Source organism: Streptomyces sp. CA2R106, assembly GCF_037034245.1.
In the GTDB taxonomy this organism is placed as follows: domain Bacteria; phylum Actinomycetota; class Actinomycetes; order Streptomycetales; family Streptomycetaceae; genus Actinacidiphila.
The window spans coordinates 380,175-398,610 of record NZ_JBAGKC010000001.1 but is presented as its reverse complement, the minus strand read 5'-3'; the positions used below and the strand labels follow the sequence as shown (position 1 = coordinate 398,610).

Annotated in this window: 15 protein-coding genes; 7 read left to right on the top strand and 8 right to left on the bottom strand. The window is 72.7% G+C overall.

The genetic code is table 11. The features are described 5' to 3' along the window. Positions 1 to 376: 376 nt before the first annotated feature. Positions 377 to 1,069 (bottom strand): metal-dependent transcriptional regulator, encoded by a 693-nt coding sequence (locus WA788_RS01795; RefSeq protein ID WP_335970802.1) that lies wholly within the window; start codon positions 1,067 to 1,069, stop codon positions 377 to 379. A gap of 140 nt (positions 1,070 to 1,209) precedes the next feature. Between WA788_RS01795 and WA788_RS01790 the strand changes: the two genes are divergently transcribed. Continuing rightward, on the top strand, positions 1,210 to 1,971 hold the full coding sequence (locus WA788_RS01790) for an SIS domain-containing protein (RefSeq protein ID WP_335970800.1): 762 nt from the start codon (positions 1,210 to 1,212) through the stop codon (positions 1,969 to 1,971). 286 nt (positions 1,972 to 2,257) lie between these two features. Here the strand turns inward: WA788_RS01790 and pdxH are convergent, their stop codons facing one another. After that, on the bottom strand, positions 2,258 to 2,896 hold the full coding sequence (pdxH, locus tag WA788_RS01785; RefSeq protein WP_335971256.1) for a pyridoxamine 5'-phosphate oxidase: 639 nt from the start codon (positions 2,894 to 2,896) through the stop codon (positions 2,258 to 2,260). Between the two features lie 223 nt (positions 2,897 to 3,119). Here pdxH and WA788_RS01780 point away from each other — a divergent pair, with 223 nt between their 5' ends. Further along, a complete protein-coding gene (locus WA788_RS01780; RefSeq protein ID WP_335970798.1) occupies positions 3,120 to 4,220 on the top strand; it encodes a citrate synthase 2 in 1,101 nt (366 codons plus the stop codon). An 84-nt stretch (positions 4,221 to 4,304) separates the two neighbouring features. Here WA788_RS01780 and WA788_RS01775 read toward each other — a convergent pair whose 3' ends face one another. Continuing rightward, entirely contained in the window at positions 4,305 to 7,154 is a 2,850-nt protein-coding gene (locus WA788_RS01775) for an FAD-binding and (Fe-S)-binding domain-containing protein (RefSeq protein ID WP_335970796.1), read from the bottom strand. A gap of 124 nt (positions 7,155 to 7,278) precedes the next feature. Between WA788_RS01775 and serC the strand changes: the two genes are divergently transcribed. Continuing rightward, positions 7,279 to 8,397: a phosphoserine transaminase gene (gene serC, locus WA788_RS01770; RefSeq protein ID WP_335970795.1), complete on the top strand. Its 1,119-nt coding sequence runs from the start codon at positions 7,279 to 7,281 to the stop codon at positions 8,395 to 8,397. Positions 8,398 to 8,483: 86 nt separating this feature from the next. On the opposite strand, the gene WA788_RS01765 is transcribed toward serC, so the two are convergent. Beyond that, positions 8,484 to 9,527 carry a hypothetical protein gene (locus WA788_RS01765; RefSeq protein WP_335970793.1) on the bottom strand — a complete coding sequence of 348 codons (1,044 nt, stop codon included), beginning with the start codon at positions 9,525 to 9,527 and terminating at the stop codon, positions 8,484 to 8,486. Between the two features lie 89 nt (positions 9,528 to 9,616). On the opposite strand from WA788_RS01765, the gene WA788_RS01760 reads away from it, so the two are divergent. Next, entirely contained in the window at positions 9,617 to 10,612 is a 996-nt protein-coding gene (locus WA788_RS01760; RefSeq protein ID WP_335970792.1) for an aldo/keto reductase, read from the top strand. Positions 10,613 to 10,741: 129 nt separating this feature from the next. Here WA788_RS01760 and thpR read toward each other — a convergent pair whose 3' ends face one another. From thpR to WA788_RS01745, 3 genes are all read right to left on the bottom strand, one after another. Next, a complete protein-coding gene (gene thpR, locus WA788_RS01755) occupies positions 10,742 to 11,353 on the bottom strand; it encodes an RNA 2',3'-cyclic phosphodiesterase (RefSeq protein ID WP_335970790.1) in 612 nt (203 codons plus the stop codon). Then, positions 11,350 to 12,906, bottom strand: coding sequence for an MFS transporter (locus WA788_RS01750; RefSeq protein WP_335970788.1), 1,557 nt, complete (start codon positions 12,904 to 12,906; stop codon positions 11,350 to 11,352). Before WA788_RS01750 ends, thpR begins: the two co-directional genes overlap by 4 nt. Before the next feature lie 100 nt (positions 12,907 to 13,006). Then, positions 13,007 to 13,384: a MarR family winged helix-turn-helix transcriptional regulator gene (locus WA788_RS01745; RefSeq protein WP_335971254.1), complete on the bottom strand. Its 378-nt coding sequence runs from the start codon at positions 13,382 to 13,384 to the stop codon at positions 13,007 to 13,009. A gap of 218 nt (positions 13,385 to 13,602) precedes the next feature. Between WA788_RS01745 and WA788_RS36005 the strand changes: the two genes are divergently transcribed. Continuing rightward, positions 13,603 to 14,007 carry a hypothetical protein gene (locus WA788_RS36005; protein WP_443033943.1) on the top strand — a complete coding sequence of 135 codons (405 nt, stop codon included), beginning with the start codon at positions 13,603 to 13,605 and terminating at the stop codon, positions 14,005 to 14,007. Here the strand turns inward: WA788_RS36005 and WA788_RS01735 are convergent. Beyond that, the gene (locus tag WA788_RS01735) at positions 13,977 to 15,431 is read right to left on the bottom strand and encodes an NCS2 family permease (protein WP_335970787.1); all 1,455 of its coding nucleotides are present in this window, start codon (positions 15,429 to 15,431) and stop codon (positions 13,977 to 13,979) included. The two genes, WA788_RS36005 and WA788_RS01735, sit on opposite strands and share 31 nt — an antisense overlap. A 182-nt stretch (positions 15,432 to 15,613) precedes the next feature. On the opposite strand from WA788_RS01735, the gene WA788_RS01730 reads away from it, so the two are divergent. Further along, complete coding sequence (locus WA788_RS01730) at positions 15,614 to 15,940, top strand: DUF2530 domain-containing protein (RefSeq protein ID WP_335970785.1); 327 nt, start codon at positions 15,614 to 15,616, stop codon at positions 15,938 to 15,940. A 37-nt stretch (positions 15,941 to 15,977) separates the two neighbouring features. Next, on the top strand, positions 15,978 to 18,404 hold the full coding sequence (locus WA788_RS01725) for an HAD-IC family P-type ATPase (protein WP_335970784.1): 2,427 nt from the start codon (positions 15,978 to 15,980) through the stop codon (positions 18,402 to 18,404). Positions 18,405 to 18,436: the final 32 nt, after the last annotated feature.

Genomic DNA, 18,436 nt, shown 5'->3' with positions numbered 1-18,436 from the left:
TGCGCACACCACGCTATCGAACTTCTATTCGAACATGGGGCTTGCGCACCCAACACCGCTCGTTCGAGTGACAGCGCTCAAGGATTGGCCGGGTGGGCCGAGGGGAGGACTTGGACGGGACGCGGCGTGCAGGGGAAGCGGGTCGCGGGAAGGTCTCGGGAAGCTCGGGGTCCCGGGTCCTTCGGGTGTGGGGAGGGGCGAGGGGAGGGATGGGCCCCGGTGCCGCGTGGCGGCGCCGGGGCCTCCGCCATGCCACTGGGCACCGGACCCTGCCTGCGGGCATGCCGAAACGCCGTACAGCGCACCGGTCGGTGCGCTGTACGGCGGAGGGGCGCCCGGGCGGGGGTGCAGGCCGGGCACTCCCGCGCGGGTCCGCCTACCGCTTCGCGACGAAGACGTGGGAGGCGACCTCGGTGTCCAGCTCCGCGGCCTCGCCGCCGCTGCCGACCAGGACGCCGCCGGCCGATCCCGTCACGCTCACCACGGCGCCCGGCTGCACACCGGCCCGCCGCAGCGTGTACATCACCTGCGCGTCGGTCTGGATCGGCTCGCCGATCCGGCGCACGACGACGCTGGCCCCCGCGGTGCCGGGCTCCAGTTCGCTGAGGCTGACCATCCCCTCGGACAGGAACGGGTCCGCCTCCGCGGTCTCGCCCAGTTCCTCCAGGCCCGGGATCGGGTTGCCGTACGGCGACTCGGTCGGGTGCCGCAGCATCTCCAGCACCCGCCGCTCCACCGCCTCGCTCATCACGTGCTCCCAGCGGCACGCCTCGGCGTGCACCTGTTCCCACCCCAGGCCGATCACGTCGACCAGCAGGCATTCGGCGATGCGGTGCTTGCGCATCACCCGGGTCGCGGTGCGGCGGCCCTCTTCGGTCAGCTCCAGGCGGCGGTCCCCCGCGACGTGCAGCAGCCCGTCGCGCTCCATGCGCGCCACGGTCTGGGAGACGGTGGGCCCGCTCTGGTCCAGCCGCTCGGCAATGCGAGCACGCATGGGGACCACGCCCTCCTCCTCCAGTTCCAAAATGGTGCGGAGATACATCTCCGTCGTGTCGATCAGTCCGGACATGAACGCCCCTCATCAACTCGTGCGTGGCCCTGAGACAATTCTGACGCATCCCGCGGACATCGGACTCCGCTGCGGGCCGGGCCGCCCGCGGTACGGCTGTTTTCTTGACACCGGCCACGCCCTGGCAGCACGGTGACGGCATGACCGACCCCCGCCAGGAACCGGCCGAGCGCTACTTCGACGCCGCGATCGCACTGCTGCGCAAAGCCAGGGACGAGGAGGGTGATTCCGTCCGCCGGGCCGCCACCGCCGTCGCCGATGCGATCACCGCGGGTGGCCGGATCTTCGCCTTCGGGGCCGGGCACTCCTCGCTGCCCGCCCAGGACGTCGTGTACCGCGCGGGCGGCCTCGCCCTGGTCAACCTACTCTCCGTGCCCGGCGCCAACGGCGTCGACGTCGTCCCGGCCACGCTGGGCAGCGCGCTGGAGCGGGTCGAGGGCCTGGCCTCCGCCGTCCTGGCCACCAGCCCGGCCCGCGCGGGCGACGTCCTCTTCGTCATCTCGCTGTCCGGCCGCAACACCCTGCCGATCGAGATGGCACGGCGGGCCCGCGAGCTGGGCATGACCGTCATCGGTGTGACCTCCGTCGCATACGCCCGGCAGACCGCTTCCCGGCACGCCGACGGCACTTTCCTGAAGGACCACTGCGACATCGTCGTGGACTCCAAGATCCCGGTGGGCGACGCCGAGCTGGCCGACGACCGTGTTCCGGCCCCGTTCGCGCCGGCGTCCACCGTCGTCACCAGCGCGCTGATGCAGGCCGTCATGGCCACCGCCGCCACCGACCTCGCCGCCCGCGGCACGGTCCCGCCGATGATCCGCTCGGGCAACGTGGACGGCGGCCACGAGTGGAACAGCCGGGTCTTCGAGGAGTACCGCGACCGCATCTTCTTCCGGCGCTGACCGCGCCCCGGGAAGCGGCCCGAAAATAATTTACTTGTGTCCCGCCCGGTCGTGTTCTTACTGTGGCGGCACACACGAAGGGAGGTGGTCTGAAGCATGAGTTGCACTCGGACACGTGAGGTGACTGCGGGCTAGCTCCGCGCACTCTGGCGTGCGTGATGCTCGCCAATCCCACGCAGTTCACCCGACCCGCGGGCTCGTCGGACTTGTCCGGCCGGTGCTCGGAGCCACCCGGCTCCGGGGAGCAGCCCGCGGGTCGTTTCCCTTTCCCGGGCCCTACCCGCACTCAGGGAGCCAGGCGCTCCACGGACCAGCCGCCGTCCGGTGCGGACACGTACCGCAGCCGGTCGTGCAGCCGGTTCTCCCGGCCCTGCCAGAACTCGACGGCGCGGGCGCGTACCCGGTACCCGCCCCAGTACGGCGGCACCGGCACCTCGGTGCCCTCGGGCCAGCGTGCGGCCAGCTCGGCGTAGCGGTCCTCCAGGGCGGCGCGCGAGGCGACCACGGTGGACTGCCGGCTGGCGTGGGCACCGATCTGCGAGCCGTGCGGGCGGCTGTGGAAGTAAGCCTCGGTCTCCTGGGTAGAGGTCCTTACCGCGGTGCCGCTGACGATGACCTGGCGGGCGATGGGGTGCCAGGGGAAGAGCAGTGAGACCTGCGGGTTGGCGGCCAGGTCTCGGCCCTTGCGCGAGCCGTGGTTGCTGAAGAAGACGAACCCGTCCTCGTCGTACCCCTTGAGCAGCACCGTACGGGAGCTCGGCGCGCCGTCCGGTCCGGCCGTGGAGACGACCATGGCGTTAGGTTCGGCGATCACCCCGCGCGCCGCGGCCCGTACGGCGTCGGCGAACCAGCGGGCGAACTGCTGGTAGGGGTCGGCCGCCAGGTCGGGCTCGGCGAGCCCCGCCGCGCGGTACTGCCTGCGCATCGCCGCGGGGTCCTCGCCGCCGGGCCGCGGAAGGGTCTGTTCGTCTTGCCGGAGAGGTTCGTGCACGCGGACATCTTGCAGGACCGCGGCGCGGGCGTTCCCATGGTGGCCCCGTGTGCCCGATGTCACCCGCCGCGGAACACCACTCGGCAGGGTGACCCGGCTGCCCGCGGGGCATGACCGGGAGACAAGCACAGCGACGTGATCGTGAAGGAGCCGCCCCATGTCCGACTTCGTACCGGGACTCGAAGGAGTCATCGCGTTCGAGACCGAGATCGCAGAGCCGGACAAGGAGGGCGGCTCGCTGCGGTACCGCGGCGTCGACATCGAGGAGCTGGTCGGCCACGTCTCGTTCGGCCACGTGTGGGGCCTGCTGGTGGACGGCCGGTTCGACCCCGGGCTGCCGCCCGCCGAGCCGTTCCCGATCCCGGTGCACTCCGGCGACATCCGGGTCGACGTGCAGTCCGCGCTGGCCATGCTCGCGCCGGTGTGGGGGCTGCGGCCGCTGCTCGACATCGACGCCGGGGCCGCGCGGGACGACCTGGCGCGCGCGGCGGTGACGGCGCTGTCGTACGTCGCGCAGTCCGCCCGCGGCCAGGGGTTGCCGATGGTGCCGCAGCGGGAGATCGACAAGGCGCAGTCGATCACCGAGCGGTTCATGATCCGCTGGCGCGGCGAGCCGGACCCCAGGCACGTCGCGGCGGTGGACGCGTACTGGACGTCGGCGGCCGAGCACGGCATGAACGCCTCGACGTTCACCGCCCGGGTGATCGCCTCGACCGGTGCCGACGTGGCCGCCGCGCTGTCCGGTGCGGTGGGCGCCATGTCCGGGCCGCTGCACGGCGGGGCGCCGTCCCGGGTGCTCGGGATGATCGAGGAGATCGAGCGCACCGGCGACGCCGAGGGGTACGTGAAGGCGGCGCTGGACCGCGGCGAGCGCCTGATGGGCTTCGGCCACCGCGTCTACCGTGCCGAGGACCCGCGCGCCCGGGTGCTGCGGCGCACCGCCCGCGAGCTGGGCGCGCCCCGCTACGAGGTCGCCGAGGCCCTGGAGAAGGCGGCGCTCGCCGAGCTGCACGCCAGGCGGCCGGACCGGGTGCTGGCCACCAACGTCGAGTTCTGGGCCGCGATCATGCTGGACTTCGCGGAGGTCCCGGCGCACATGTTCACCTCGATGTTCACCTGTGCGCGCACCGCGGGCTGGTCGGCCCACATCCTGGAGCAGAAGCGCACCGGCCGCCTGGTACGGCCCTCGGCGCGGTACGTCGGCCCCGGCACGCGGAGCGTCACCGACATCGAGGGCTTCCCGCCCGCGTCGCACTGACCTGCCCGGCGGGCGGGACCCGGCGGGCAGGTCCCGCCCGCCCCGCGAGCGCTGGGCGCCGGTGGACGGGCGGCGCCGGGGCGCTCAGCCGGCGGGCTCGTCCGGCAGGGCCTCGGCGAGCAGCTCCGCGAGGTGGCGGGCCCGTACGCCGGCGAGCTGGCCGATCTGGGTCCGGCAGGAGAAGCCGTCGGCCAGGACGGCGGTGCCGGGTGCGGCCGCCCGGACCGCGGGCAGCAGCGTCTCCTCGGCGCAGGCCACCGACACCTCGTAGTGCCCTTCCTCGAAGCCGAAGTTCCCGGCCAGCCCGCAGCACCCGCCGGCCAGGGTGCCGGTCAGCCCGGCGCGCTCGCGCAGCCTGCGGTCGGCCGCGTCGCCGAGCACGGCGTGCTGGTGGCAGTGGGTCTGCCCGGTGGCGGCCCGGTCCAGCCGCGGCGGCTGCCAGTGCGGCGCGTACTCCTCCAGCACCTCCGCGAAGGTGCGCACGGACGCGGCAAGGGCGGTGGCGCGCGGGTCGTCGGCGAGGAGTTCGGGCAGGTCGGCGCGGAGCGCGGCGGCGCAGCTCGGTTCGAGCACGACCAGCGGCACACCGGCGTCCAGCAGCGGCGCGACCCGGTCGAGAGTGCGGCGCATGACGGTCTTGGCCCGGGTGAGTTGGCCGGTGGACACCCAGGTCAGGCCGCAGCAGACGGCGGCTTCGGGCAGCCGTACGCGCAGGCCCGCGGCCCGCAGCACCCGTACCGCAGCACGGCCCACGCCAGGTGCGAGGTGGTCGGTGAACGTGTCCGGCCACAGGACGACTTCGGGTCCGGCGGGGCTGTTCGTTAGCCCGTCCGTGTCGGACCCATGCCACCATCGAGTGAATGTCTCGGACGCGAGTTCGGGCGTGTCGCGCTCCGGGGCGACCCCCGCGAGGCGTTTCGCGAGACGGGCCGTTGACCGTGTGCGGCCAAGGAAGTTGACGGCTCCGGCGAACGGCGCGGCCCACCGCAGCCACACCGGGAGCCAGCCCATCGCGTAGTGCGAGCGCGGTCGCAACCGCCCGCGGTAGTGCCGGTGCAGGAACTCCGCTTTGTAGGTGGCCATGTCAACCTCGACGGGGCAGTCGCTGCGACAGCCCTTGCAGGACAGGCACAGATCGAGCGCGTCGCGGACTTCCGTGGCGCGCCAGCCGTCCTCGATCAGCTCCCCGGCGAGCATTTCGTGCAGCAGCCGGGCCCGTCCGCGGGTGGAATGGCGCTCCTCGCCGGTGACCCGGAACGACGGGCACATGACGTCCGAACCGCCGTCGGGAAGCTTCGCCGTGCGGCATTTTCCGACCCCGACACAGCGCCGAACCGCGGTCTGAAAATCACCCGCATCACCGGTTCGCGTGAATTCCATGGGGACGGCGCGGCCGTTCGCGAGGGGTAGCACCGCGAACCGCAGATCGCTCACACTTTTCCCGGGACGCACGAGCATCCCCGGATTCAACCCGGCGTCCGGGTCCCAGAGGTCCTTGAAAACTCCAAAGAGAGAAATCAGCTCCGGGCCGTACATCTTCGGCAGGAACTCGGCACGCGCCTGCCCGTCGCCGTGTTCGCCGGAGAGCGAGCCGCCGTGCGAGACGACCAGGTCCGCGACGGCTTCGGAGAAGCGGCGGAAGCGCCCGACCCCGGCCTTGTCCACCAGGTCGAAGTCGATGCGCGCGTGGACACAGCCGTCGCCGAAGTGGCCGTAGGGCGTCCCGCGCAGCCCGTGTTCGGCCAGCAGGGCGCGGAAGTCCCGCAGATACGCGCCCAGTCGGGCCGGAGGCACCGCGCAGTCCTCCCAGCCCGGCCACGCCTCGGTGCCGTCGGGCATCCGGGTGGCGGTGCCGGCCGCGTCCTCCCTGATCCGCCACAGGGAGCGCTGCCGGGCCGGGTCGGCGACCAGGGTGTGCCCGGTCGTGTCGCCGGCCGCGCCGCACAACTGCCGCGCGTGGGCCAGCGCTTCGTCAGGGTCGTCGCCGCCGGCCTCGACGAAGAGCCAGGCCCCGCCGCGCGGCAGCAGTCCGCCCGCCCCGCCCACCAGGTCGGCGGCCATCCCCTCCACCGTCAGCGGGCGGTGCGGCAGCAGGAGGTGCGCGGCGTCCGCGGCGGCGGACTCGTCGCGGTAGCCGAGGACGGCGAGCGCCCGTGCGGCCGGTGCCCGGACCAGCCGCACGGTCGCCTCGGTGAGCACCCCGAGGGTGCCCTCGCTCCCGGTGAACGCCCGGGCCGCGTCGCGGCCGTGCTCGGGCAGCAGCCGGTCGAGGGCGTAGCCGGAGATCCGGCGCGGCAGTTCGGGGAAGCCGGTGCGCAGCAGCGCGAGGTTGTCGTCGGCCAGGGCGCGCAGGCCGTCGCGCAGCCGGGGCGGGGAGCCGGCGCCCAGGGCCCCGTCGAGCCGGACCTGCTCCCCCCGGTAGGTGAGCACCTCCAGGGCGCGTACGTTGTCGGCGGTCGTGCCCCAGGCCACCGAGTGCGCGCCGCAGGCGTTGTTGCCGATCATGCCGCCGAGGGTGCAGCGGCTGTGGGTGGACGGGTCGGGGCCGAAGGTGAGTCCGCGGCGCCCGGCGGCGGCGCACAGGTCGTCCAGGACCACGCCCGGCTGGACCCGGGCGGTGCCCGCGTCGGGGTCCAGCGCGAGGACCCGGTTCATGTGCCGGGTGAAGTCCAGGACGACGCCGGTGCCGGTGGCCTGCCCGGCGATCGACGTGCCGCCGCCGCGCGGCACCACCGGCAGGCCGTGCTCCCGGCACACCGCCAGTGCCGCGGCCACGTCCTCGGCGTCCCTGGGCGCGACCACCGCCAGCGGCACCCGGCGGTAGTTGGAGGCGTCCATGGTCATCAGCGCGCGGGTACCGGCGTCGCAGGCGACCTCGCCGCGTACCGCCGCACGCAGGGCCCGCTCGGCCCCGGGGGGCATCGCTACCGTCATGGGTCCAGCTTGCCGCCCGGCGCGCCTCGGCACCGCGCAGGCCCGCTACCACAGGTGGGCGATGCTCCGTCTCATCGGATGGAACGCGGGCCGCAACCCGCCCGTAACGGACTACGCTGCGGGCGTGGCCGATATTGAGATCCCCGCTGACATCAAGCCCGCCGACGGACGGTTCGGGTCGGGCCCCTCCAAGGTACGCACGCAGGCGCTCGACGCGCTGGCCGCCACCGGGACGTCCCTGCTGGGCACCTCTCACCGCCAGGCGCCGGTGAAGAACCTGGTCGGGCAGGTCCGCGACGGCGTACGCGAGCTGTTCTCCCTCCCCGAGGGCTACGAGGTCGTGCTCGGCAACGGCGGGTCCACCGCGTTCTGGGACGTCGCCACCCACGGGCTGATCAGCTCCAAGTCGCAGCACCTGTCGTTCGGCGAGTTCTCCTCGAAGTTCGCCAAGGCGTCGCAGCAGGCGCCGTGGCTGGCCGAGCCGACGATCGTGAAGTCCGAGCCGGGCACCCATCCCGAGCCCGTGGCCGAGGCGGGCGTCGACGTGTACGCCCTGACGCACAACGAGACGTCCACGGGTGTCGCCGCGCCGCTGCGCCGGGTCGCGGGCGCGGACGACGGCGCGCTGGTGGTGGTGGACGCCACCTCGGGTGCCGGCGGCCTGCCGGTCGACATCACCGAGACCGACGTGTACTACTTCGCGCCGCAGAAGTCCTTCGCGGCCGACGGGGGTCTGTGGCTGGCGGTGTTCTCGCCCGCCGCCCTGGAGCGCGCGGCGGCGATCGCGGCGTCGGGCCGCCACATCCCGGCGTTCTTCGACCTGCCCACCGCGATCGACAACTCACTGAAGAACCAGACGTACAACACCCCCGCGCTGTCCACCCTGTTCCTGCTCAAGGAGCAGCTGGAGTGGATCAACGGCCAGGGCGGCCTGGACTGGGCGGTCAAGCGCACCGCGGACTCCTCGTCGCGGCTGTACGGCTGGGCGGAGAAGGCGTCCTACGCGACGCCGTTCGTCGCCGACCCGGCGCAGCGCTCCCAGGTCGTCGGCACCATCGACTTCGAGGACGGCATCGACGCCGCCGCGGTGGCGAAGGTGCTGCGGGCCAACGGCATCGTGGACACCGAGCCGTACCGCAAGCTGGGCCGCAACCAGCTGCGGATCGCGATGTTCCCGGCGGTCGAGCCGGCCGACGTCGAGGCGCTCACCGCGTGCATCGACTACGTCATCGGGCAGCTCTGACCGCTCGGGTCACCTGCTGAACCGTCCCGGGGCCGCCACCCGATGTGCGGCGGCCCCGGCCACGGAACTGACAGCGCGTCAGCCGGTCAGTGCCGCCCGCGGCCAGGGCGCAGCACCCGCCGCAGGAGGTACCCGGCGGCGGCGATGCCGGCGAGTATGAGGAAACCGACCGTCTTGCCGCCGGAGTTGTGGGCCTTCTTGGGGCTCGGGTCGCTGTGGGCGTGCGCCGACGAGCCGGTGCCGGTGCTCCCGCCCGGGCTGGTCGCAGGTGCGGTGGTGGCGGCTTTTCGTACGTCGTCGGGCAGTTCGGTGCCGCTGAGCGTGTCCTTCCACACGGTGCTGTCCTTGCCCTCGCTCCCGTACAGCAGCGAGCGGCCGTCGCGGGTGAAGGTGACGGACTCGCCCTGCGGCTGGAGCGGCACGGTCAGGGAGCCGAGTTTGCGGGGCCGGTCGTCCACCCAGCGGTACTCGGCGGACCACAGGTAGCCGCGCAGCACCAGGCGGCTGCCGTCCGGGGAGAAGGCGCCGTCGGTGACCCAGGGGACGTCGCCGATCTTGTGGAAGACGTTCACACCGCTGCTGCTGAGCGTGGCGGGACCCTGGTAGAGGTGGCCGCCCTTCTGGTTCTTGCTGGCGATGTAGACCCGTCCGGTCCTGGGCTGCACCATCAGCGCCTCGGCGTCGCGGGAGCCGTCCTCGTAGCGGACGGTGTACCGGGTGACGTCGACGGTCCGGCTGGTCAGGTCGCGGGGTTCGGGGAAGCGGTAGATCCACACCTCGGACCAGGAGTTCAGGTTGTCGCCGATGTCCGCGAGGTAGAGGTCGCCGTCCGGGCCGATGGAGATCGCCTCCATGTCGCGTGCCGCGACGCCGCGCAGGGTGAGGGTGGCGAGGGTCTTCCCGGTGGCCCCGTCCACGGCGTAGACGTAGGGCCCGTCGCCGCTGTCGTTGTGCGTCCAGTACACCCCCGGGTGCAGCCGGCTGGCGGCAAGACCGCTGGACTCGGTGATCCGCGGGTCGCTGATCCGGAAGGCCGCACTGGGCCCGCTGTCGGCGCCCGCGGGCGCGGCCCAGGTCCAGCTCAGGGCGAGGACGGCGCCGACCGCGGCCGCCGGAAGGTACGTACGCATGGGCCCAAGCGTGCCATCCGGCCGCAGGAGGCCGGGCCGGCGAGTGCCGCTCTTGATTCGAGCGCACTCCAAGGGCTTGGCTTGAGGGTATGGAGTACACACAGCTCGGCCGTTCCGGCCTCAAGGTCAGCCGCCTGGTCCTCGGCACCATGAACTTCGGACCGCAGACCGACGAGGCGGACAGCCACGCCATCATGGACTCGGCTCTCGCCGCCGGGGTCAACTACTTCGACACCGCCAACGTCTACGGGTGGGGCGCGAACAAGGGCCGCACCGAGGAGATCATCGGCAGCTGGTTCGCCCAGGGCGGCGGCCGACGGGACAAGGTCGTGCTGGCGACCAAGGTCTACGGGAACATGGCGGCCGAGGACGCGGACTGGCCCAACTACGACCGGCTCTCCGCGCTGAACATCCGCCGCGCCGTCGAGGCGAGCCTCAAGCGGCTGGGCACCGACTACATCGACATCTACCAGTTCCACCACGTGGACCGGAACACGCCGTGGGAGGAGATCTGGCAGGCGATCGACGTCCTGGTCCAGCAGGGCAAGATCCTCTACGCCGGGTCGAGCAACTTCGCCGGCTGGCACATCGCCCAGGCCAACGAGGCGGCCGCCCGGCGCGGTTCGCTCGGCCTGGTCAGCGAGCAGTGCCTGTACAACCTGGCCAAGCGCGAGGCGGAGATGGAGGTCATCCCGTCCGCTCAGCACTACGGCCTCGGGGTGATCCCGTGGTCGCCGCTGAACGGCGGCCTGCTCGGCGGGGCGCTGCGCAAGCAGCGCGAGGGCGGCGGCGCCCGCTCCACCGCGGGTCGCAGCGCGGACGCGCTGAAGTCGCCGCAGCAGCGGGACCAGGTCCAGGCGTACGAGGACCTGTGCGACAAGCACGGCGTCGACCCGGGCGACGTGGGCCTGGCGTGGCTGCTGACCCGCCCTGGGGTGACCGGTCCGATCGTCGGCCCGCGGGTGCAGGCGCAGCTGGACTCGGCGCTGCGGGCGGTGGAGTTGAAGCTGTCGCAGGAGTTCCTGGACTCCCTGGACGAGATCTTCCCGGGTCCGGGGCCGTCCCCGGAGTCCTTCGCCTGGTGACCGGGGCGTAGCGGTGGGCGTGTGCCGCCGGGGTCAGCGGACCGCGGCGGCCACGACCACCACCGCCAGCATCAGGAGGAAGGCGGCGGTCATCACACGGGTACGGGTCTTGGGGTCCACGCTTCGAGGTTAGCCGTCCGCGGCGGCCCGTCCGCCGCCCGGGCCCGGGGTACGGCCGAGCGGCCAGGCCGCCACGGTGTCGTACCGGGGCTGCTCGCCGGGCTCACCCGACCGCGGCAGGCTGCTGGCGACCAGGCTGAGGGTGCCCGCGGTCCAGGCGGAGCCGCTGAAGGTGCCCAGGGCGTCCGTGAAGGGCGTCAGCGGCACCCGGGAGGAGCGCGGGGCCCGGGCGAGGGTCAGATGGGCGCGGAAAGCGTGCCCGGCCGGGTCGTCGGGCACCCCGGCGCGGCGCCCGGCCGCGCGGACCGAGGCCGCGAGCCGGGCCAGCGCCGCGAGGTCGCCCTCGGCGCCGGTCCACAGGGTGCCGCGGCCGAAGTGGCCGCCGCCGGCCAGCCGCAGGGTGAGGGGTTCGTGGCGGTGGGCGGCGCGGGCGAGGCGCTCGTCGAGTTCCGGGCGCAGCTCGTCGGCCACCTCGCCGAAGAAGGCGAGGGTGAGGTGCCAGCCGCCGGTGGCGGTCCACCGCAGGTCGTCGGCGCCGGGCAGGCGCCGCAGGGGCGCGACCGCCGCGGTGAGTTCGGCCACCGCGGCGGCGGGCGGCAGGAGCGCGGTGAAGAGCCTCACGCCGCGGACGTCAGCCGGCTGCCCGAGGGGGTCGGGTCGGCGCCCGGTGCCCCCTGGTCGACAGGCGCGCCCTCGTCGCGGGCGGCCCGGCCGGCACCGGTCTGCGGCGCGCGGCCCGGCTCCGGGGCTTCCGAGGCGGCGTCCGGCGCGGGACCGGCCGGTGCGGCGCCGTCCCCGCCGTCCCCGCCGCCATCGGCGGGCGCGGCGGACTCCGCGGGCTGGGCCGGCCGCGGGTCGCGCGGCACGAAGACGATCGGCGGGCTGGTGCGGTCCCGCCCGGCGCCGAGGTTCACCTTCAGCCGCAGGCCGCCGGCCCGGGCGAGCGCGATCCCGACGCCGACCGCCCCGGCGGCCGAGACGAGCCCGCCGGACAGGAAGCCGACGCGGGCCCCGAAGGTGTCGGTGACCCAGCCCATGACCGGGCCGCCCACCGGGGTGCCGCCGACGAAGACCATCATGTACAGGCTCATCACCCGGCCGCGCATGACCGGGTCGGTGGCGAGCTGCACGGTGGCGTTCGCGGTGGTGTTGAAGGTCAGGCCGAACACGCCGATCGGCACCAGGAGGACCGCGAAGATCCAGAAGGTCGGGGCGACCGACGCCAGCAGTTCGAGGAGCCCGAAGGCGAGGGCGGCGGTGACCAGCATGCGCAGCCGGGTGCGGGTGCGGCGGGCGGCGAGCAGGGCGCCGATCAGGGAGCCGGCGGCCATCAGGGTGTTGAACAGGCCGTAGGTGCCGGCGCCGGAGTTGAAGACCTTGTTGGCGAAGGCGGACAGCCAGATCGGGAAGTTGAAGCCGAAGGTGCCGATGAAGCCGACCAGCACGATCGGCCAGATCAGCTCCGGCTTGCCCGCGACGTACCGCAGGCCCTCGCGGAGCTGGCCCTTGCCGCGGGGGGCGCGTTCGATCTTGTGCAGCTCGGAGGTGCGCATCAGCAGCAGGCCGGTGAGCGGGGCGAGGAAGGACACGCCGTTGATCAGGAAGGCCCAGCCGCTGCCCACGGCGGTGATCAGCACACCGGCGACCGCGGGGCCGACGAGGCGGGCGGCCTGGAAGTTCGCGGCGTTCAGCGAGACGGCGTTGCGCACCACGTCGGGGCCGACCATCTCGACCACGAAGGTCTGCCGGGTGGGGTTGTCGACGACGGTGACCACGCCGAGCAGGAAGGCGATCGCGTACACGTGCCAGACCTGGACCACCCCGGACAGGGTGAGCGTGGCGAGCGCAAGGCCGAGTACGCCGAGCGCGGCCTGGGTGCACAGCAGGATCTTGCGCTTGGGGTAGCGGTCGGCGATGACACCGCCGTACAGGCCGAACAGCAGCATCGGCAGGAACTGCAGCGCGGTGGTGATGCCGACGGCGAAGGACGAGCCGGTGATGCTGAGCACCAGCCAGTCCTGGGCGATCCGCGACATCCAGGTGCCGGTGTTGGAGATCACGGCGCCGGTCGCGAAGAGCCGGTAGTTGCGGATCTTGAGGGAGCTGAAGGTGCCCGTCTTCGCGGCGGGACGGTCAGGTTCGGTTGCGGTGTCTGGTCCGGCTGCCGAACTCAATCGGTACTCGCCTGCCTTTCGTCTGGGGCCGTTCGGACGCGGCAGGCCGAGGGGCCCGCCGCGCGGGTGGTCCCGCGCCGATGGCGCGGTGACCGGTGGTTCACAGGTGTGCCAGCTTCTCCAGGACGGGGGCCGCCTGGCGCAGGATCGCCAGTTCCTCCTCGCTGAGCCCTTCGGCCAGCTCGGCGAGCCAGGCGTTCCGCTTGTCGCGGCTCTCGGCGAGCATCGCCTCGGCCTGCGAGGTGCGGCTCACCACCACCTGGCGCCGGTCGTCGGGGTGCGGCTCCCGGCGGACCAGGCCCTTGCTCTCCAGCATCGCCACGATGCGGGTCATCGACGGCGGCTGGACGTGCTCCTTGCGGGCCAGCTCCCCCGGGGTGGCGGAGCCGCAGCGTGCCAGGGTGCCCAGCACCGACATCTCGGTAGGGCTCAGCGACTCGTCGACGCGCTGGTGGCGCAGTCGGCGCGACAGCCGCATCACGGCGCCGCGCACGTCGCTCACCGCGGCGCGGTCGTCCTCGGACAGTTCGGTCACGGTCTTTAGTTTAGCTCATTACTTTGGCTAAGCACGCTCGCCGTACGCATGATGCCCGTCACCCAAATGCCGAACCTCACCCCGTCCGCATCTCACCCGTACGGGTGAGATTGACACCGAAAGCGACCCACTCGGCCGCGCTGTGCCGCGACGGTGGTCGCATGGCATCGAGAGTGCTCAGCCTCCGGATAGACGCAGAGCTGTGGGACCGGATCAATGCCCATGCCGCCAAACGCGGAATGAGCGCCCAGGACTACGTGGTCCGGACGCTCATGCGCGACGACTTCGACGAACGCTTCAAGACGGCGGTCGAAGCCACCGACCGCTTCTACGCGGACGCGCCCCGCTCCGACGAGCGGCAGCCGCCCGCCGGGCCGGGACCCGCCGCCCGTGATCCGGCGGCGCGGCGGACCCACCCGCCGGCCGCCCCCGGGCCCCTTCCGGTCAGAGCCCCGGCCAAGGCCCCTGCCAGATCCCCGGCCAGCGCCCCGGCCAAGGCCCCCGCCTGGGCACCGGCCGGCGCCCAGCCCTGGTCTCAGACCAGGCCGAGCGCGGGCATCAGGTAGTAGAAGGCGAAGACCGCGGCCACCGCGTACAACGCGATCGGCACCTCGCGCCAGCGCCCGGCGGCGGTGCGCAGCAGGCAGAAGGTGACGAAGCCGATGCCGATGCCGTTGGTGATCGAGTAGGTGAACGGCATCAGCACCATGGTCAGGAACGCCGGGACCGAGATGGTGAAGTCGCTCCAGTCGATCTCCCGGATGGAGCCGGACAGGATCAGGAAGCCGACGGCGATCAGCGCGGGGGTGGCCGCCTGCGCGGGCACCATCTCCGCCAGCGGCGCCAGGAAGAGCGTGAGCACGAACATCAGGCCGGTCACGACGCTGGCCAGCCCGGTCCTGGCGCCCTCGCCGACGCCCGCGGTCGACTCCACGAAGCAGGTGTTCGCCGAGGAGGACGTCGCGCCGCCCGCGGCGGTGGCGATGCCGTCGATCATCAGCACCCGGCTCATGCCGGGCAGGTCGCCCTTCTTGTCGAGCAGCCCGGCCTCGTCGCTGACACCCAGGATCGTGCCCATGGCGTCGAAGAAGCAGGACAGCAGCACCGTGAAGACGAACAGGATGCCGGTGAGCACCCCGACCTGGTGGAAGCCGCCGAAGAGGCTGACCTTGCCGACGAGGCCGAAGTCGGGGGTGGCCACGGGGTTGCCCGGCCACTTGGGGACGGTCAGGCCCCAGCTTGCGGCGGGCACGTCGGCGATCAGGTCGACGATGACCGCGAGCACCGTCATCGAGACGATCGAGATGAGGATGGCGCCGGAGACCTTCCGGATCATCAGCGACAGCGTCAGCAGGGTGCCGAGCACGAAGATCAGCACCGGCCAACCGGTGAGGTGACCGTCGCCGCCGAGCTGGAGCGGCACCGTGGTGTGGGCCGCGTCCGGGACGCGGGTGACGAAGCCGGAGTCGACCAGGCCGATCAGCAGGATGAACAGGCCGATGCCGATCGCGATGCCCTTGCGCAGGCCGAGCGGCACCGCGCTCATCACCCGCTCCCGCAGGCCGGTCGCCACCAGCACCATGATCGCCAGACCGGCGAGCACCACCATGCCCATCGCGTCCGCCCAGCTCATCTTGGGCGCGAGCTGGAGGGCGACGACGGTGTTGACGCCCAGGCCCGCGGCGAGCGCGACCGGCACGTTGCCGATGACGCCCATCAGCAGCGTGGTGAAGGCCGCGGTCACGGCGGTGGCGGTGACGAGCTGCCCGCCCTGGAGGTGGTGGTGGAACTTGTCCGTCCCCGAGCCGAGGATGATCGGGTTCAGCACGATGATGTACGCCATCGCGAAGAACGTCGCCAGGCCGCCGCGGATCTCCCGGGCGAAGGTGGAGCCGCGCTCGGAGATGCGGAAGTAGCGGTCCAGGCCGGCGGCGGGCGGGCTGCCGAGGGGCGGGCGCGCGTCGACCGGAGCGGGGGCCGTGGGGGACATGCGGGTCCTCAGGGGGGCTCTCGTCGCCACGGATCGGGCGATCGTACGAATGATTTCGGTCAGCGAGTGACCGTTTCAGTATGAACAAACAGGAATCCGGATGCTATCTCCGCGCGTAGAAGCCCGTGGACAAGGGCGCCCCGACCGTCCGCACCACCCGCCCGGCCGCATACGATGACCCCATGAGCAAGGAGCGGACCCCCCTGCGCGAGGCCCCGGAGCCCCTGGAGGCCAACGACGTCGCGACGATCACGGTCGGTGTGGTCGTCTGGTTCGTGCTCTTCTTCGCCCAGCTGCCGTTCTACGGCTGGTACTCCGACCACGGGCACACCTGGTTCATCTGGACCTGCCTGGCCGGGGGCGGCTGCGGGCTGCTGGGGCTGAAGTACGTACGGGCCCGCCGCGACGCCATCGCCCGGTCCCGCGCCGCCGCCGACGGCCCCGCCGGCCCCGGCACCCCCACCACTCCCGCCGCCCCGGCCGACCCGGAGAAGCCGCAAAACGGGTGAACGGGTGAAAGCGCCGCCCGGCACGTAACGTCGAGCCATGACGGAACGCACCGACGCCGACGCTGTTGCCGCCTCCTCCGCCTCCGCCCGCGAGCCCGGGCTGAGCAGCGCCGAAGTGGCCCGGCGGGTGGCGCGCGGCGAGGTCAACGACGTTCCGGTGCGCTCGTCCAGGTCCGTCACCGAGATTGTGCGGGCGAATGTCCTCACCCGCTTCAACGCGATCATCGGCGGGCTCTTCCTGGTGATCCTGGTGGTCGGGCCGATCCAGGACGGCCTGTTCGGGTTCGTGATCGTGGCGAACACCGCCATCGGGATCTTCCAGGAGCTGCGGGCCAAGCGCACTCTGGACGACCTGGCGGTGATCGGCGAGGCCCGGCCGACCGTGCGCAGGGACGGCACCTCCGCGGAGATCGGCACCTCGCAGATCGTGCTCGGCGACCTGATCGAGCTGGGCCCCGGCGACAAGGTCGTGGTGGACGGCCGGCTCGCCGAGGCGGACGGCCTGGAGATCGACGAGTCGCTGCTCACCGGCGAGGCCGACCCGGTGCTCAAGCGCGCCGGCGACGAGGTGATGTCCGGCAGCTTCGTGGTCGCCGGGGGCGGCGCCTTCAGCGCGACGAAGGTGGGCCGGGAGGCGTACGCGGCGCAGCTGGCGGAAGAGGCGTCACGCTTCACCCTCGTCAACTCCGAGCTGCGCAACGGCATCAGCCTCATCCTGAAGTGGGTGACCTGGATGATGGTGCCGACCGCGATCGGCCTGATCATCAGCCAGTTCACCGTACAGAACCACGACTGGCGCGAGGCGGTGCGCCGCACGGTCGGCGGCATCACGCCGATGGTGCCCGAGGGGCTGGTGCTGCTCACCTCGGTGGCGTTCGCGATCGGCGTGGTCCGACTGGGCCGCCGCCAGTGCCTGGTGCAGGAGCTGCCCGCGATCGAGGGCCTGGCCCGGGTGGACGTGGTCTGCCTGGACAAGACCGGCACCCTCACCGAGGGCGGGATGGACCTGACCGGGCTGCGCATGCTCGACGGCGCCGACCAGGAGCACGTCCGCCGGGTGCTCTCCGCCCTCGGCCGGTCCGACCCGCACCCCAACGCCAGTCTCCAGGCGGTCATCGACGCCTGCCCGCCGGAGCTGGCCGAGGACTGGCGGACCGTGGACACCCTGCCGTTCAGCTCGGCCCGCAAGTACAGCGGCGCCTTGCTCACCGAGCCGGACGGGACCACCGTCGGCTGGCTGCTGGGCGCCCCCGACGTGCTGCTGCCCGAGGGCCACGCCGCCCTGGCGGAGGTGGACCGGCTCAACGACGAGGGTCTGCGGGTGCTGCTGCTGTCCCGTACCGACCGGGACCCGGCCGACCCGGCCGCCGCACAGGCGGTCCGCCCCCAGGCGCTGGTGGTGCTGGAGCAGCGGCTGCGGCCCGACGCGTCCGACACCCTGCGGTACTTCGCCGAGCAGGAGGTCCACGCCAAGGTGATCTCCGGCGACAACGCGGTGTCGGTCGGCTCGGTCGCCGGGAAGCTCGGGCTGCCGGGGGCGCAGCGGCCCGTCGACGCCCGCCGGCTGCCGGCGGAGCGCGACGCCATGGCGCGGGTGCTGGACGAGGGCTCGGTCTTCGGCCGGGTCACCCCGCAGCAGAAGCGGGACATGGTCGGCGCGCTCCAGTCCCGCGGGCACAACGTGGCGATGACCGGTGACGGCGTCAACGACGTCCTGGCGCTGAAGGACGCGGACATCGGCGTCTCGATGGGCTCCGGCTCCGAGGCGACCCGGGCGGTGGCGCAGATCGTGCTGCTCGACAACAGCTTCGCCACGCTGCCGTACGTGGTCGCCGAGGGGCGGCGGGTGATCGGCAACATCACCCGCGTCGCCACGCTGTTCCTCACCAAGACGGTGTACTCGGTGCTGCTGGCGCTGCTGGTGGTGTTCTGGCAGATCCCGTACCCGTTCCTGCCGCGGCACCTGACGCTGCTGTCCACGCTGACCATCGGGGTGCCGGCGTTCTTCCTGGCGCTGGCGCCGAACAAGGAGCGGGCCCGGCCGCACTTCGTCCGCCGGGTGATGCGGTACTCCACCCCGGCCGGGCTGATCTGCGGCACCGCCGCGTTCGTCGCGTACCTGGTGGCGCGCCACCACTACACGGGCAGCGGGGCGCTGGACGCCGAGACCAGCGCGGCGACGCTCACTCTGTTCCTGATGGAGCTGTGGGTGCTGGCGATCGTGGCGCGGCCCTACACCTGGTGGCGGGTCGTGCTGGTCTTCGTGATGGTGCTGGGCTTCCTGGTGGTGCTGGTGGTGCCGTCGCTCCAGCGGTTCTTCGCGCTGAAGCTGATCGGCGACGAGGTGCCCTGGACCGCGGTCGGCATCGCCGCGGCGGGCGGCGTGGTGCTGGAGCTGTGCTGGGCGTGGGTCCGCCGCCGGGACACGCGGGAAACGGCCCCGGCGGCCCCAGCAACGGCATGACGGCGCCCGGCACGCGGGCTGACAGGCGTACA